Genomic DNA, 14,148 nt, shown 5'->3' on the forward strand with positions numbered 1-14,148 from the left:
TCATCGTTACCCAATGACAGCGATCACACGCAGTACGCGGTTGGCAGGCTACCCAGTCGAGTGAGCCCCGCAACACCCGGTCCGGGGGTTCTTGGTATGCAGGAACCCCCGGACGGGCTAGTTCCGCGACTCAGTTCCGCGGTCGTTCGACAGCGACGACGGTGTAGGTCGTGTCGGGCGTGGGCGGCGTGCTGAACCGGGCATTCGGCAGGTAGAGGCGCTTGCCGAACGCCGCGACCGTCGTGGGGACGTCGAACCGCGGGTCCGTGCGTTCCGCGACGAGCGTCGCGCCGTCACGGCCGAGCGTGTATCGCGCGACTTTGTTCAGCCTGTTTTGCACCACGTACAACTGCCGCCCCTCGCGCAACAGACCGTCACCATTGACAAGTGTTTGACCACTCAAATTGATGTTCGCCGTCTGCCCGGTACGAACATCAATACGAAAGAGCTTGCCGGTGTTGCTCTGCACGGAGATCAACCCGCCGCCGAACCCGGTGACGATGCCGTTGAGGTTCGTCGCGCCAGGCGTCACGACAAGATCACCGGTGAGCGGAAGAGCCCGGAACGGCTTGAGGTTCAACGGCACCTCGTAAAGCACCGCCTTGCGCGAGTCGGTGAACCACGCCGACCGGTCCGTCAACACCACGTCGTTGACGAACGTGTCCGTCGTCGCGAACTGGAATTTGGCCAGCAACGCGCCAGTGCGGGTGTCATAGACGCGTGCGTCGCCACCAACACCGCCGGCGACCCACAGTCTCTTGCGCGCATCGACCTTCATGCCGAGCGACGGCGTGCCCGGCCCCTTGGCGAGCACAGCGCCGCGGCCGGTGCGCAGGTCCGCCGCGTAGATCGACCCGTCGGCCCGCGACCCGAAGTAGGCCGTGGTGCCGCTGATCGCGATGCCTTCGGGTTGCCACCCGTTGGGCAGCGAGAACTCCGTCGGGAAGTGTGTGGACGCGTCTGCGGTGGCCGGCGTCGCGGCGGTGAGCGTGACGCCCAGGACCGCCGCGAACAGGACACCGAGTCTGCGGTACATGCCGCCTCCTAATCGGATCGGGAGCACCCTCCGATCCTTCTCCAGCAGGTCGGCAGAACCGGAGTTTTCTCAGGAATCCGACATCTCTACAGCTCAGCGGGCGGGCCGAGCCAGGTGGTCAGCGCCGTGCGGAGACCGCCGGTCTCGCCGAGCGCGGCCCACGCGATGTAGCCGTCCGGGCGGACCAGCGCGGCCATCGGCTGGTCCGGGAACGCGACCGGCCGCGCGGCCACCACCCGGACGCGGTCACCCCACGGCGCGGCGACCGCGGCGGCGCCCGAGTCCACGTCCAGCAGCACCGCCCGTCCGTGGGCGAACCACGGCCCGAACAGCCTGTGGTGGGCGGAGCTGTGCCTGTCGGTGTTCGACGGCATGGACCTGAGCACCGACGAGATGCTGGGCGAGCTGGGCGACCGGGAGGCGGCCCGGCGGTCGGGCCTGAGCCACGAGCAGTGGATGGAACAACAGGGCGAGTACGGCCCGGCGATCATGAACAGCGGCCTCTACCCGAGGTTCACCAGGGTGATCATCGAGGCCGAGACCCCGCACTCCCCCGACCGCCAGGACCGGGGGTTCGAGGCGGGGCTGGACCGGGTGCTGGACGGCCTCGCCGCCCACCTGCCCTACAGCTCGGCGGCGGCCTCGGCGATGAGCTCCAGCGACTCACCGGGACCCAGCGCGACCTGACGCAACCCCGCGAACCGCTGCGCGCACAACTCCGTCAACCCCGGCTCCTCCACGTACTCACCCCGCAGGAACGTCTCCAGATACGCCACGTCGTTGTGCTGACGATGCGGAAAGCTCAGCAACGTGAACGGCGACCCCATCGCCGGATACGCCCCCGTGCCGCGCGGTATCACCTGCACGCTCACCGTCGGATGCTCGCTGACCTCCATCAGGTGCAGCAGCTGCGCCTTCATCACCCGCGGGCCGCCCACCACCTGCCGCAGCACCGCCTCCGGGAACACCGCCTGCACCGCCAGCGGATCCTTGTCCGCCAGCCGCGTCGACCACGCCTCCCGCGCCATCGCGAGCCGCGCCGTCCGCACCGGATCATCGGTCTGCAGCGCCGCCTGCGTGTACCCCGACAACTGAAACACCGAAGGCACCAGATCCGTCGTGAACACCCGCAGCAACGTCGACTCGAACACCAGATTCGCGAAGTCCGCCGCCGGATCAAAACCCACATCGCTGTTGAGCGCGCGCCTGCGCAACCGCTCCGCGTACTGCGCCTGCAACACCACGGACTGCCATTCCGCGGTCGGCACCTTGTACACGTAACCCAGCGCCATGATGTCCACCGCCGCCGACGGCTGCACCGCGTTCTCCATCATCGACAGCTTGGCGCTGCTGAAACCCACGCGCTGGCCGGCCTCGGTCAGGCTGAGCTCCCGCTCCGCCCGCCACCCAGCCAACCGCCGCCCGACAGCGCGCTCGAGCGCGGTGGCCCGGAAATCCTTCGGCATGACGCGAAGGATATGACCAATTCGGATTACCGAATGGGACCACCCGCTGTGGACAACCCTTTAACGGGTGAGTTTCCCGTTTATCGCGGACCTGTGGCGTTGAACGCACAATTCGCATTGTTAGCGTTTTGTGCGCGCATGGGCACGCACGAGCTCATGGAACCTGAACGCGTCGCCGACCTCCGTCAGCAACGACTTCTCGACCAGGTCGTCCAGCGCGTCCTCGACGTCGCACTCGGGCTCCCCGGCGATCGCCGCCGCCACCGGGACGCCGAACGTGCCGGGCTGCCACGCGCACAGCCGGTAGAGCCGCGCCTGCCGTTCCGGAAGCTCCACATAGGACAGATCGAGCAGCTCTCCGAGGCGCCCGTCGTCGGCGAGGGGTGCCAGGTGAATCTCGTGCGCCTGCGGAAGGTTCAGCTTCGAACGGCTCGTCACGAGCACGGTGCCGGACGCGGGCAGCAGCGGCGTCACCTGCTCGGCGGAGTCCGCGTTGTCCAGCAACAGGGTGAACTGCCGTCGCGCGGTCAGGCTGCGGAACACCGCCGGACTTTCGTCAGCCTCCACATCGCTCAGGCCGAACGCCGCGAGCAGATCGCCGAGCGGGTCGCGCACGGCCAGGTCGACGTAGAGCTGGTCGCGCGATCCCCTGTCCTGCAACCACTTGAGCGCCAGCGCGGTCTTCCCCACCCCGCCGGGCCCGCTCACCACCGTCACCCCGCCCGGACGGACGGCCGCGAGCTCGTCGCCCCTGCCGACGAAGTGCCGCGGCGCCGCCGGTGGCCGGAACTGCGGCGGCACCCCGGTCCGGTACCGGATCGCCGCGGTGGTGGCCCTGGTCAGAACGTCACTCATCACCCGTACCTCCCCAACAGGTTGAAGCTACGGGCTTTCCCCTTCTTGCGTCAGGCGGCCATCGAGTGATCGCACGACAGCGCCGCACCCATTCGGGAAGTCGCGGACTTCACCTGCCGTCCGTTGATGATGATCTTGCACGTGAGCTCGCCGTGGACGCCCTCCAACCGGATGACGATCCGCCCCTTGCGCGCGCCCATGCGCTCGAACGGAAGCTCGGGGTTGCGCAGCGTGCGTTCGTCCTCGCCGGGAAACGAGTAGGTCAGCCGGTCGGTCGTACCCGTTCCCTCGACCACCACGCGGATTTCGGGCCGTGCCGCGCAACCGGTGCCTCCGGCCAGCAGCAGGCCCACGAGTAAGACGGCGGTCTTCATGCCCGAACGGTAAGAAACGGCAGCGTGCGACGACATCAGCCAGAAGGCTCAAGACGCATCAGCCCTCAGACTGACAACCCGAGCTCCCGCAGGCACTCTTCCAGCCGCATCCGTTCGAGGTTCCGGTCCATGCCCTCCGGCACCGAGCGCAACCGGTGCTCGACTCCCAGCGCGTCGCAGGCCTGCACGAGCAACGCGTCGTAGGCCTGGCGGGTGGCGATCTTCTTGACCGCCGACGTACCGGGCTCGAAGTTCACGAGCGTCCGGCGCACCCGGCGGAGGTCCGCCGCGATGCGTTCGATCGGCCGACGCTCCGACACGCCTTCAAGCTACCCCGCCTGCAACGCCAGGAAGAGGTCCACGCGCGCCTCGAACTCGGCCAGGTCCACGCCGAGCAGCTCCTCGACCCGGCCCACCCGGTACCGCAACGTGTTCACGTGGACGTGCAGCTTTCCCGCGGCCGCTGTCCACGACCCGGAGCAGTCCAGGAACACCTTCAGCGTTCCGATCAGGTCCGACCCGTGCTCGGCGTCGTAGTCGAGCACCGGCCCGAGCAGCCTCCGTCGCAACGACGCCCGCAGCTCCTCCGGCACGCCCGCGAGCAGCAGCTGGTGGAGCGCGATCTCCTCGCCCGCCACCACGCACGTGCGGCCACTGCGTCGTTCGCCGAGCTGCCGGGCGTGCGTGGCCTCCTCCGCCGCGCCCCGCAGCCCGCGCGACCCGACCGGCGAGCTGATTCCGACGAGCACGCGTGCGGACCCGAGGCCGGGCTCCATCACCCGCATCGCCTCGCGCACGTCGTCCGGCGTCGAGTCGTCGGCCCTGGCGATCGCGTAGACGGTGTCGCCGACCGGCGTGACGAGCGCGGCGGGCAGGGCTTCTTCCAGCACCGCGGCCGCGAGATCGGTCCGCGGGTCGGAGGTCACCGCGCTGATCACCCGCAACCGGGCGTTCTCCAGACCCGCCGCCGCGAGTCTCGACTCCACGTCCGCGGACCCGGCCAGCACCGCGGTCACCAACGGGCCCGCGGTGCGGTTCTCGATCTGCCGGCCCTGCGCCTGCCGGAGCCGTTCCAGCGCCACGAGCGACGCCAGCTCTGCGGCGGCCTCCTGGGGCGGTTCGCCGCCCACCACGAGGATCCAGCTGGTGAGCCGCGTGCCGCCGCGTTCGGAGACGGGCACGAGCGTCATGCCCCTGACCGTCTTCGGCAACCGGTCGGCCTGCAGGAACTCCTTCACCAGCGCCGCGCGGTCGGGCAGCTCCCCGCCGGCCACCACCCGCCCGGTCGTCGACAGGACCCAGCACGGCGCGCCCAGCTCGTGCCCGCCCGCCAGCAGCAACGCGGGCAGGCCGGAGCCCTCCGCGACCACGTTCAGCAACCGGCGGTGCCGGGACAGCCCGACCAGTTCCATCGACACGCGCTCGGTGATCGTCGCGAACGACAGGTCGACCGGCACCTCCAGCAGCGGCACGTGGTGGCGTGCGCAGGCCTCGACGAGGTCCGCGGGCAACGCGCGGTTCTCGGTCTCGCTGGCCGCCAGACCGGCGACGCGGGCCGAGGCGAGCGAGCGGACGAACGTCTCGGAGTCCTGCGGGCCGTGGTGCCAGAGCAGGCCGGACAGCACCAGCTCACCGCCGGACAGGTACCGGCTGGGGTCGGGCAGCTCCGTTCCGTACACGCGGGTGACGGTGCGGTCGAGCTGGTCTTCACCGGTGTGCAGGCTCAGGCGCAGTTCCGGCATCTGCAGCAACGTCCGCAGCAGCAACATGAGAGGTCACTTTCGTCCATTCGTGTTTGTAGGAAAGCACAAATTCGTTACGTGTAGGAACCTGCTGATTCATGTGCTTCCGCCGTAGTGGAGGGGAGCCGCGGCTCTGTGTACTGACTCACAACCAGATGGGAGGGCGAGTGACGATCTCCACGCACGTGCTGGACGCGGCACGCGGCAGGCCGTTCGCGGGCATCACCGTGTCGCTGCAGCGCCGCGACGGGACCGAGGTGAGCTCCGCGGAGACGAACGCCGACGGCCGGATCACCGGATGGGGTGATGGCCTGGAGGCGGGGGTCTACCGGCTGGTCTTCGACACCTCGCAGGCCGCGCCGTTCTTCCCCGAGGTCGTGCTCACGTTCGCCTACTCCGATCCGGCGCAGCACTACCACGTGCCGCTGCTGCTGTCGCCGTTCGCCTACTCCACCTACCGAGGTAGCTGACGATGGACTTCCTTCGACCGGAAACGCTCGCGGAGGCGTTGGAGCTGAAGGCCTCCCGGCCGGACGCCGTGCCGATCGCCGGCGGCACGGACGTGATGGTGGAGCTCAACTACGACCACCGCAGGCCGGCCGCGCTGCTGGACCTCACCCGGATTCCCGAGCTGCAGACGTACTCCGACGGGCTGCGGATCGGGTCGGGCGTGCCGTACGTGCGGATCATCAACGAGCTGGGAGACCGGCTGCCGGGCCTCGCGATGGCCTCCCGCACGGTCGGGTCGCCGCAGATCCGCAACCGGGGCACGGTCGGCGGCAACCTGGGTGCGGCCTCCCCCGCCGGCGACACGCACCCGGTGCTGCTGGCGTCGGACGCGGTCATCGAGGTGGCCTCCGTGCGCGGGACGCGGATGATCCCGGCGGTCGACTTCTACCTGGGGGTCAAGCGGAACGCCTTGGAGCCGGACGAACTGATCGTGGCGGTGCACCTGGCGCCTGCCAAGGGGCCACAACAGTTCTCCAAGGTCGGCACGCGCAACGCCATGGTGATCGCGGTGTGCTCGTTCGCGATCTCGCTGTTCCCGGAGGAGAACCGCGTCGGCGCGGCGGTCGGGTCGGCGGCTCCCACGCCGCGCCGGGCGCACGAGGCCGAGGAGTTCCTGGCTTCCTCGCTGGACTTCTCCTCGCCGAAGCCGTTGCTGGACTCGGTGAAGCGGGAGTTCGGCGAACTGGTGTCGCGGGCCGCGTCGCCGATCGACGACGTGCGCGGGTCGGCGGCGTATCGCAAGCACGCCTTGGCCGTGATGGCGCGGCGGACTCTCGGTTGGGCGTGGCAGGAACTCTTGGACGGGGAGCAGGCATGCGCGTGAACCTGACGGTCAACGGCGAGCAGCGCCAGGCCGACGACGTGTGGGAAGGCGAGTCGCTGCTGTTCGTGCTGCGCGAGCGGCTCGGGCTGCCCGGTTCGAAGAACGCCTGCGAGCAGGGCGAGTGCGGCTCCTGCACGGTGTACCTGGACGACGTGCCGGTGTGCGCGTGCCTGGTCGCGGCCGGGCAGGCGCAGGACCGGGAGGTGCGCACGGTCGAGGGGCTCGCCGACGGCGACGCGCTGGACCCGGTGCAGGAGGCGTTCGTCGAGGCGGGCGCGGTGCAGTGCGGGTTCTGCACGCCCGGTCTCGTCGTGGCGGCGCACGACCTGCTGGAGCGCGTGCCGGCGCCGTCCGACCCGGAGATCCGCGAGGCGCTCGCCGGGAACCTGTGCCGGTGCACGGGCTACGAGAAGATCCTGGACGCCGTGCGATTGGCGGCTTCGCGCCGATGATCGTTCTCGACCGCTGCGCGGTGTCCACTGTGGATCAGGCCGGAACCGAACACGCCTCCGGTCACGTGGTCGTGTCCTCCGACGGGCGGATTCAGTCCGTCGCCTCGGGTCCGGCACCGCGGCCGTACGAGTCGCACACCTACGTCGACGCGTCGTCGTGCCTGGTCACGCCGGGGCTGATCAACACGCACCACCACCTGTACCAGTGGGCGACGCGCGGGCTCGCCCAGGACGCGACGCTGTTCGAGTGGCTGACCACGCTGTACCCGGTGTGGCGCGGGCTGGACGACGCGGTCACGCACGCGGCCGCGTCCGCCGGGCTCGCGAAGCTGGCGCTGACGGGCTGCACCCTGGCCGCTGACCACCACTACGTCTTCCCGTCCGGTGGCGGTGACGTGTTCGACGCGCTGGTGTCGGCCGGGCGGCGGGTCGGGATCCGGCTGGAGGCGATCCGCGGGTCGATGGACCGCGGGCAGTCCGACGGCGGGCTGCCGCCGGACAACCTGGTCGAGGACACCGAGGCCGCGCTGGTCGCGACCGAGCAGGCGATCGGTGACCACCACTCGACGGCTTCTGATGCTCTCGTGCGCGTCGCTGTGGGGCCTTGCTCGCCGTTCTCGGTGTCACGTGAGCTGATGACCGGGGCCGCTTCTCTCGCACGTCGTCACGGCGTCCGGCTGCACACGCACCTCGCCGAGACGCTGGACGAGGAAGAGCAGTGCCTGGCGGAGAACGGCTGCACGCCCACCGAGTACGCCGAGCAGCTCGGCTGGCTGGGGCCGGACGTGTGGCTCGCGCACACCGTGCACCTGTCGTCGGACGCGGTGAAGCGGCTCGGCGCGACCTCGACCGGGTCCGCGCACTGCCCCACGTCCAACGGGCGGCTGGGCACCGGGATCGCGCCGGTGCGGGACCTGCTCGACGCGGGTGCGCCGGTCGGGCTCGGCGTCGACGGCGCCGCGTCCAATGAGGACGGTGGGCTGAACGTCGAGCTGCGGGCGGCGTTGCACCAGGCGCGGCAGCGGGGCGGGCCTCGTGCACTGGACGTCCGGCAGGCGTTGTGGATGGCCACGATGGGTGGCGCGCGGTGCCTGGGCCGCGACGACGCGCTGGGCTCGATCGAGCCGGGCAAGGTCGCGGACCTCGCGGTGTGGGACCTGTCCGGAATGGACTACGCGGGGATCGCGGACCCGGTGGCGGCGCTGGTGCTCGGCACCCCGCCACCGTTGAAACTGTTGATCGTGGGCGGCCGGGTCGTCGTGCGGGACGGGGTTCTGCGGACGGCGTCGACCGACGAGCTGGCGCGTGACCTCTCCGCCGCCAGCGCCAAGCTTCAGGAGGCAGCGCGATGACCCTCACTCCCGCCGAACTCACCTCCGCGGTGTCGGGTGGCATCGGGACGTCGCCGCAGCGCCCGGACGGCAACCTGAAGGTGCGCGGCGAGTTCGCCTACGCGTCCGACCTGTGGCACGAGGACATGATCTGGGGTTCGACCCTGCGCTCGCCGCACCCGTACGCCCGGATCGTGTCGGTGGACCTGACCGAGGCGCTGAAGGTGCCGGGCGTGTACGCGGTGCTGACGCACTCGGACGTCCCCGGCCGCAACCTGTACGGGTTGGAGCACAAGGACCAGCCGGTGCTGGCCGTGGACGTCGTGCGCTACCAGGGCGAACCGATCGCGCTGGTCGGCGCGGACCACCCGGAGACCGCGCTGCGGGCCATGAAGAAGATCGTCGTGGTCTACGACGTGCTGGAACCCGTGGTGGACATGGAAACCGCCGTGGACGACACACCTTTGCACCCCGGCGGCAACCTGGTGCGGCACGTGCCGATCCGGCGCGGCTCGCAGGACGTCACGGCCGATGTCGTGGTCACCGGCCGGTACGAGGTCGGCATGCAGGACCAGGCGTTCCTCGGTCCGGAGTCCGGTCTCGCCGTGCCCGCCGACGACGGTTCGGTCGACCTGTACATCGCGACGCAGTGGCTGCACGTCGACCGCGCGCAGGTGGCGTCCGCGCTGGGCCTGCCGGAGGAGAAGGTCCGGCTGACGCTGTCCGGCGTCGGCGGCGCGTTCGGCGGCCGCGAGGACCTGTCGATGCAGGTGCACGCGTGTCTGCTGGCGTTGCACACCGGCAAGCCGGTCAAGATGGTCTACAACCGCGAGGAGTCGTTCTACGGCCACGTGCACCGGCACCCGGCCGTGCTGTACTACGAGCACGGCGCCGACCACACCGGCAAGCTGGTCTACGTCCGCACTCGGATGTACCTGGACGGCGGTGCCTACGCCTCCTCGACGCCGGCGGTCGTGGCGAACGCGGCGACGCTGGGCATCGGGCCGTACGAGGTCGACAACGTGACCATCGACGCTTACGGCGTCTACACGAACAACCCACCGTGCGGCGCGATGCGCGGATTCGGTGCTGTGCAGGCAGGTTTCGCCTACGAGTCCCAGATGGACAAGCTGGCGGAGGCGCTGGGCATGTCGCCGGTGGACATCCGGGTGCGCAACGCGATGACCGAGGGTTCCGTGATGCCGACCGGTCAGGTGGTCGACTCCGCCGCACCCGTCGCCCAGCTGCTGAAGCTGGTGCAGGACAAGCCGTTGCCCGCCGGCACCTCGTCGGACATCCGCGAGCTGCCCGGCGGCGTGTCCAACACGACGCACGGCGAGGGCGTGGTGCGGGGTGTCGGTTATGCCGTCGGCATCAAGAACATCTGCTTCTCCGAGGGCTACGACGACTACTCGACCGCCCGCGTCCGGGTGTCGATGGTCAACGGTTCGCTGGCCGCTGCCGTGCACACCGCCGCCTGCGAGGTGGGCCAGGGGCTGGTGACGATCATGCAGCAGATCGTGCGGACCGAGCTGGGCATCGAACGCGTGACCGTGCTGCCGATGGACACCACGATCGGCAACGGCGGTTCGACCTCCGCCTCCCGCCAGACGTACGTGACCGGTGGCGCGGTGAAGGCCGCCTGCGCCGCGGTCCGGTCGCGTTTGGACGGCCGGACCGACATCGGCACCGAGGTGATCGACGAGACCGTCGAGTGGCGGCACCGCGCGACCGAGCCGTTGGATCCCGAGACGGGACAAGGGAACGCGCACGTCCAGTACGGGTTCGCCGCGCACCGTGCGGTGGTCGACGTGGACGTGGAGCTCGGCCTCGTGCGCGTGGTGGCACTGGACTGCGCCCAGGACGTCGGCAAGGCGCTGAACCCGCAGGCCGTGGTGGGCCAGATCCAGGGCGGTTCCGCCCAGGGCCTCGGCCTCGCGGTGATGGAGGAGATCCAGACCTCCGGCGGCAAGGTGCGCAACCCGTCGTTCACCGACTACCTCATCCCGACCGTGCTCGACATGCCGCCGATGAGCATCGACGTGCTCGAACTCGCCGATCCCCATGCCCCGTACGGCATCCGCGGCGTCGGCGAACCGCCCACCATCTCGTCGACCCCGGCGATCGTGGCGGCGATCCGCGCGGCGACCGGCCTGGCGCTCACCCGCGTCCCGGTCCGCCCCGAACACCTCACCGGTACCTGATCTTCTGGAGTTTGTTGCCGTGAACGCACATCTGCTCGCCACCATCGACCTGGCCACCCGCAACGTGGCCTCCGGCGGCGGCCCGTTCGGCGCGATGATCGTCCGCGACGGTTCCGTGATCGCCACCGGCGTCAACCAGGTGACGCCCACGCTCGACCCCACCGCCCACGCCGAGGTCGTCGCGATCCGCGCGGCCTGCCAGGCGCTCGGTGACTTCAAGCTGACCGGCTGCACACTGATCTCCTCGTGCGAGCCGTGTCCCCTGTGCCTGTCCGCCGCGCTCTGGGCGCGGGTGGACAGGGTCGTCTACGCCGCCGACCGCCACGACGCGGCCGCGGCCGGGTTCGACGACCGCGAGTTCTACGAGCTGTTCAGCAAGTCCCGTGATGACTGGGACCTGCCCGTGCACCAGATCTCCACCGGCGAGGACAACGCCCCGTTCACCGCGTGGCTGTCGCTCGCAACTCGTATCGATTACTAAACGGCCAAAAGCTGTCTAGCTGACCGGAGCTTGCATTTGCTTAAACGCGTTCCGGCGTTGGAACGCGCCCACCGGCATGGGAAAGGCCGTCCTTCATGACCCAGTTGCGGAGCCGGACGTCGACGTCCGCCCTCGACCAGTTCTTCCGCATCACCGAACGCGGCAGCACGCTCGGCCGCGAGGTACGGGGCGGCATCACGACTTTCGTCGCGATGTCGTACATCGTGCTGCTGAACCCGTTGATCCTCGGCGCGTCCGCCGACATCACCGGCGCGAAGCTCACCATCGCCGAGATCACCACGGCGACCGCGCTGGCCGCCGGCGTGATGACCGTCCTCATGGGACTCGTCGGCAACGCACCGCTGGCGCTGGCCGCGGGTCTGGGCGTGAACGGCGTGGTGGCGTTCCAGATGGCGCCGACCATGACGTGGGCCCAGGCCTTCGGGCTGGTGGTGCTGGAGGGCCTGTGCATCGTGCTCATGGCCGTCTCCGGCGTGCGCGAACGCATCATCAACGCGATCCCCGAACCGTTGAAGATCGCGATCACCGTGGGCATCGGCCTCTACATCGCGTTGGTGGGCCTGGTCTCCGCGGGTTTCGTGACCCGCACGCCGGACGCGGCCGGGTCCACCGTCCCGGTGCGCATGGGCGTCGACGGCCACCTGAGCGGCTGGCCGATCGTGGTCTTCTGCCTGGGGCTGCTGCTGATGATCGTGCTGATGGCGCGCGGCGTGCCCGGTGCGGTCCTGATCAGCATCGTCGTCGCCACCGTCGTGGCGGTGGTGGTGAACTCGGTGTTCACGGTGCACGGCTGGGGGCTGGTGACGCCGTCGCTGCCGTCGTCCCTGGTCGGCTCGCCGGACTTCGGGCTTTTCGGCCGGGTGGACCTGTTCGGCGGCTTCGTGTCGGCGGGGGTCATCGCCGCGACGATCTTCCTGTTCACCCTCGTCCTGTCCGGCTTCTTCGACGCCATGGGCACCATCACGTCGGTGTCCGACGAGGCGGGCCTCACGCGTGACGGCCGAGTGGAGGGCATGGGCAGGATCCTGATGGTCGACGGCGCCGGTGCGATCGCCGGTGGCCTCACGGGGTCGGCCCCGAACACCGTGTTCCTGGAGTCGGCGGCGGGCGTTGGCGAAGGCGCCCGCACCGGTCTGGCCTCGGTGGTCACCGGCGGCCTGTTCCTAGTGGCACTGCTGTTCACCCCGCTGGCCACCGTCGTGCCCGCGCAGGCGGCGGCTCCCGCACTGGTGGTGATCGGCGGGCTGATGATGACCCAGATCCGCCGAATTCCTTGGCACGAAACGGACTTCACCATCCCGGTGTTCCTGACCGTGGCCATCGTCCCGTTCACCTACTCGATCACCAACGGCATCGGCGCGGGCCTGCTGTCCTACGTCGTGCTGCGCATCTGCAAGGGCCGTTGGCCGGGCTGGCTGATGACGGGCCTCGCGCTGATGTTCGCCGTGTACTTCGGCGTGGACGTGATCACCGGCAAGTGAGGCCGGGTTCGGCCGGGCGGCCATCCGGCCGAACCTCTCGAACTGGAGGTTCGATGCGCGACCTGGCAACGACTCTGCTCTCGTGGGACCGCTTCGCGGTCGCCTCGGTGGTCGCCGTGCGGGGCAGCGCACCACGTCCGGTGGGCGCCGCGATGGCGGTCGGCCCGGACGGTCAGGTGATCGGCAGCGTGTCCGGCGGGTGCGTGGAGGCCGAGGTCTACGACCTGGCGTGCGAGGTGCTCGGCACTTCGGTGTCCACTTTGGCCACCTTCGGCTACTCCGACGACACGGCGTTCTCCGTCGGGCTGACCTGCGGCGGCTCGCTGGACGTCCTGGTGCAACGGGACAGCCCGTCGTTGCGCGCCGCCCTTCAGGCCTCTGTGGACGGACACCCGGTGTCGGTGCGCTTCTCGGCCGGCGACCGCGTGTTCACCGAGTCCTGGCTGCCCGCACCGCGCCTGCTGGTGTTCGGTGCCATCGACCACGCCGCCGCCGTCGCCGAGATCGGCCGGTTCCTCGGCTACCACGTGACGGTGTGCGACGCGCGCCCGATCTTCGCTACTCCCGAACGCTTTCCGGCCGCCGACGAAGTCGTGGTCGACTGGCCGCACCGCTACCTCGCCTCCACCCGCACCGACTCGTCCACGGCCGTCGTGGTGCTGACCCACGACCCGAAGTTCGACATCCCGGTGCTGGTCGAGGCGCTGGACCGGCCGCTGGCGTTCGTGGGCGCCCTGGGTTCCCGCCGCACGCACGCCGAACGCCTGGAACGCCTGCGCGAGGCGGGCGTGCCCGAGCCGGCTCTTCGGCGCCTTCGGTCGCCCATCGGCCTGGACCTCGGCGGCCGCAGCCCCGCCGAGACCGCGGTGTCGATCGCCGCCGAACTGGTGGCGCTGCGGCACGGCGGCACCGGCCTGCCCCTGTCCTCGCTGTCCTCCCCCATCCACCGAGACCAGGAGAGTCATGGCACTGATCTTTCTCAACGGCGGCGGCATGCGGGGCGGACCGCTGCACTCGCAGCTCCAGGGCACCCCGATGGTGTGCCGGGCCCGCAGTGCGCCCAGGTACCGGTACTTCTCGGTGCGGGACAGGTTCCCCGCGATGCACGAGTCGGGCTCGGCCTCGGTCGTGGGTGAGCTCTACGACCTGCCGCTGAAGATCCTGCGCGACCACCTCGTCCCGGCCGAGCCGCCGGAGCTGGAGATCGGCGTCATCGAACTGGAGGACGGCAGCGCCGCCCTGGCCACCGTCCTGCGCGACGCGGTCGTCGAACCGTTGCTCCGATCGGGTGACATCCGGGACATCTCGTATCTCGGGGACTGGCGGGAGTTCCTTCATCTCGAGGGGTGAGGGAGTGGCAAGGGGGAGTTGC

16 protein-coding genes and 1 pseudogene are annotated in these 14,148 nt (G+C 70.0%); 10 read left to right on the plus strand and 7 right to left on the minus strand.

Annotated elements, in window-relative coordinates:
- Positions 1–130: 130 nt before the first annotated feature.
- Together ACWEIJ_RS31835 and ACWEIJ_RS31840 are read right to left on the minus strand one after the other, a co-directional pair.
- Positions 131–1,036 carry a superoxide dismutase gene (locus ACWEIJ_RS31835; RefSeq protein ID WP_449840938.1) on the minus strand — a complete coding sequence of 302 codons (906 nt, stop codon included), beginning with the start codon at positions 1,034–1,036 and terminating at the stop codon, positions 131–133.
- An 86-nt stretch (positions 1,037–1,122) separates the two neighbouring features.
- Positions 1,123–1,422, minus strand: coding sequence for an aromatic-ring hydroxylase C-terminal domain-containing protein (locus ACWEIJ_RS31840; protein WP_449840939.1), 300 nt, complete (start codon positions 1,420–1,422; stop codon positions 1,123–1,125).
- Between ACWEIJ_RS31840 and ACWEIJ_RS31845 the strand changes: the two genes are divergently transcribed.
- Entirely contained in the window at positions 1,409–1,723 is a 315-nt protein-coding gene (locus ACWEIJ_RS31845) for a TetR/AcrR family transcriptional regulator C-terminal domain-containing protein (protein ID WP_449840940.1), read from the plus strand. The two genes, ACWEIJ_RS31840 and ACWEIJ_RS31845, sit on opposite strands and share 14 nt — an antisense overlap.
- Here ACWEIJ_RS31845 and ACWEIJ_RS31850 read toward each other — a convergent pair.
- From ACWEIJ_RS31850 to ACWEIJ_RS31870, 5 genes are all read right to left on the minus strand, one after another.
- A complete protein-coding gene (locus ACWEIJ_RS31850) occupies positions 1,660–2,502 on the minus strand; it encodes a Scr1 family TA system antitoxin-like transcriptional regulator (RefSeq protein WP_449840941.1) in 843 nt (280 codons plus the stop codon). The two genes, ACWEIJ_RS31845 and ACWEIJ_RS31850, sit on opposite strands and share 64 nt — an antisense overlap.
- A 120-nt stretch (positions 2,503–2,622) precedes the next feature.
- Positions 2,623–3,357, minus strand: coding sequence for a hypothetical protein (locus tag ACWEIJ_RS31855; RefSeq protein ID WP_449840942.1), 735 nt, complete (start codon positions 3,355–3,357; stop codon positions 2,623–2,625).
- A 50-nt stretch (positions 3,358–3,407) separates the two neighbouring features.
- Positions 3,408–3,731, minus strand: coding sequence for a hypothetical protein (locus ACWEIJ_RS31860; RefSeq protein ID WP_449840943.1), 324 nt, complete (start codon positions 3,729–3,731; stop codon positions 3,408–3,410).
- 65 nt (positions 3,732–3,796) lie between these two features.
- Positions 3,797–4,051, minus strand: a complete 255-nt coding sequence (locus ACWEIJ_RS31865; protein WP_449840944.1) for a hypothetical protein — start codon at positions 4,049–4,051, stop codon at positions 3,797–3,799.
- A gap of 9 nt (positions 4,052–4,060) precedes the next feature.
- The gene (locus ACWEIJ_RS31870; protein ID WP_449840945.1) at positions 4,061–5,500 is read right to left on the minus strand and encodes a PucR family transcriptional regulator; all 1,440 of its coding nucleotides are present in this window, start codon (positions 5,498–5,500) and stop codon (positions 4,061–4,063) included.
- 128 nt (positions 5,501–5,628) lie between these two features.
- Here ACWEIJ_RS31870 and uraH point away from each other — a divergent pair, with 128 nt between their 5' ends.
- From uraH to ACWEIJ_RS31915, 9 genes and pseudogenes are all read left to right on the plus strand, one after another.
- Complete coding sequence (gene uraH, locus ACWEIJ_RS31875; protein ID WP_449840946.1) at positions 5,629–5,943, plus strand: hydroxyisourate hydrolase; 315 nt, start codon at positions 5,629–5,631, stop codon at positions 5,941–5,943.
- Between the two features lie 2 nt (positions 5,944–5,945).
- Positions 5,946–6,806, plus strand: coding sequence for an FAD binding domain-containing protein (locus tag ACWEIJ_RS31880; RefSeq protein WP_449840947.1), 861 nt, complete (start codon positions 5,946–5,948; stop codon positions 6,804–6,806).
- The gene (locus ACWEIJ_RS31885) at positions 6,797–7,258 is read left to right on the plus strand and encodes a (2Fe-2S)-binding protein (RefSeq protein WP_449840948.1); all 462 of its coding nucleotides are present in this window, start codon (positions 6,797–6,799) and stop codon (positions 7,256–7,258) included. Before ACWEIJ_RS31880 ends, ACWEIJ_RS31885 begins: the two co-directional genes overlap by 10 nt.
- Complete coding sequence (locus tag ACWEIJ_RS31890; protein WP_449840949.1) at positions 7,255–8,610, plus strand: 8-oxoguanine deaminase; 1,356 nt, start codon at positions 7,255–7,257, stop codon at positions 8,608–8,610. The genes ACWEIJ_RS31885 and ACWEIJ_RS31890 overlap by 4 nt, the downstream gene beginning before the upstream one ends.
- On the plus strand, positions 8,607–10,793 hold the full coding sequence (locus tag ACWEIJ_RS31895) for a molybdopterin cofactor-binding domain-containing protein (protein WP_449840950.1): 2,187 nt from the start codon (positions 8,607–8,609) through the stop codon (positions 10,791–10,793). The genes ACWEIJ_RS31890 and ACWEIJ_RS31895 overlap by 4 nt, the downstream gene beginning before the upstream one ends.
- Before the next feature lie 19 nt (positions 10,794–10,812).
- Complete coding sequence (locus ACWEIJ_RS31900) at positions 10,813–11,274, plus strand: nucleoside deaminase (RefSeq protein WP_449840951.1); 462 nt, start codon at positions 10,813–10,815, stop codon at positions 11,272–11,274.
- A 95-nt stretch (positions 11,275–11,369) separates the two neighbouring features.
- The gene (locus ACWEIJ_RS31905) at positions 11,370–12,776 is read left to right on the plus strand and encodes an NCS2 family permease (RefSeq protein WP_449840952.1); all 1,407 of its coding nucleotides are present in this window, start codon (positions 11,370–11,372) and stop codon (positions 12,774–12,776) included.
- A 53-nt stretch (positions 12,777–12,829) separates the two neighbouring features.
- A complete protein-coding gene (locus ACWEIJ_RS31910) occupies positions 12,830–13,912 on the plus strand; it encodes an XdhC family protein (protein WP_449840953.1) in 1,083 nt (360 codons plus the stop codon).
- Positions 13,809–14,126: pseudogene (locus tag ACWEIJ_RS31915) on the plus strand (allophanate hydrolase-related protein); the annotation flags it as partial. The gene ACWEIJ_RS31910 and the pseudogene ACWEIJ_RS31915, both read left to right, overlap by 104 nt.
- Between the last annotated feature and the right edge of the window lie 22 nt (positions 14,127–14,148).

It is taken from the genome of Lentzea sp. NPDC004789, assembly GCF_053601075.1.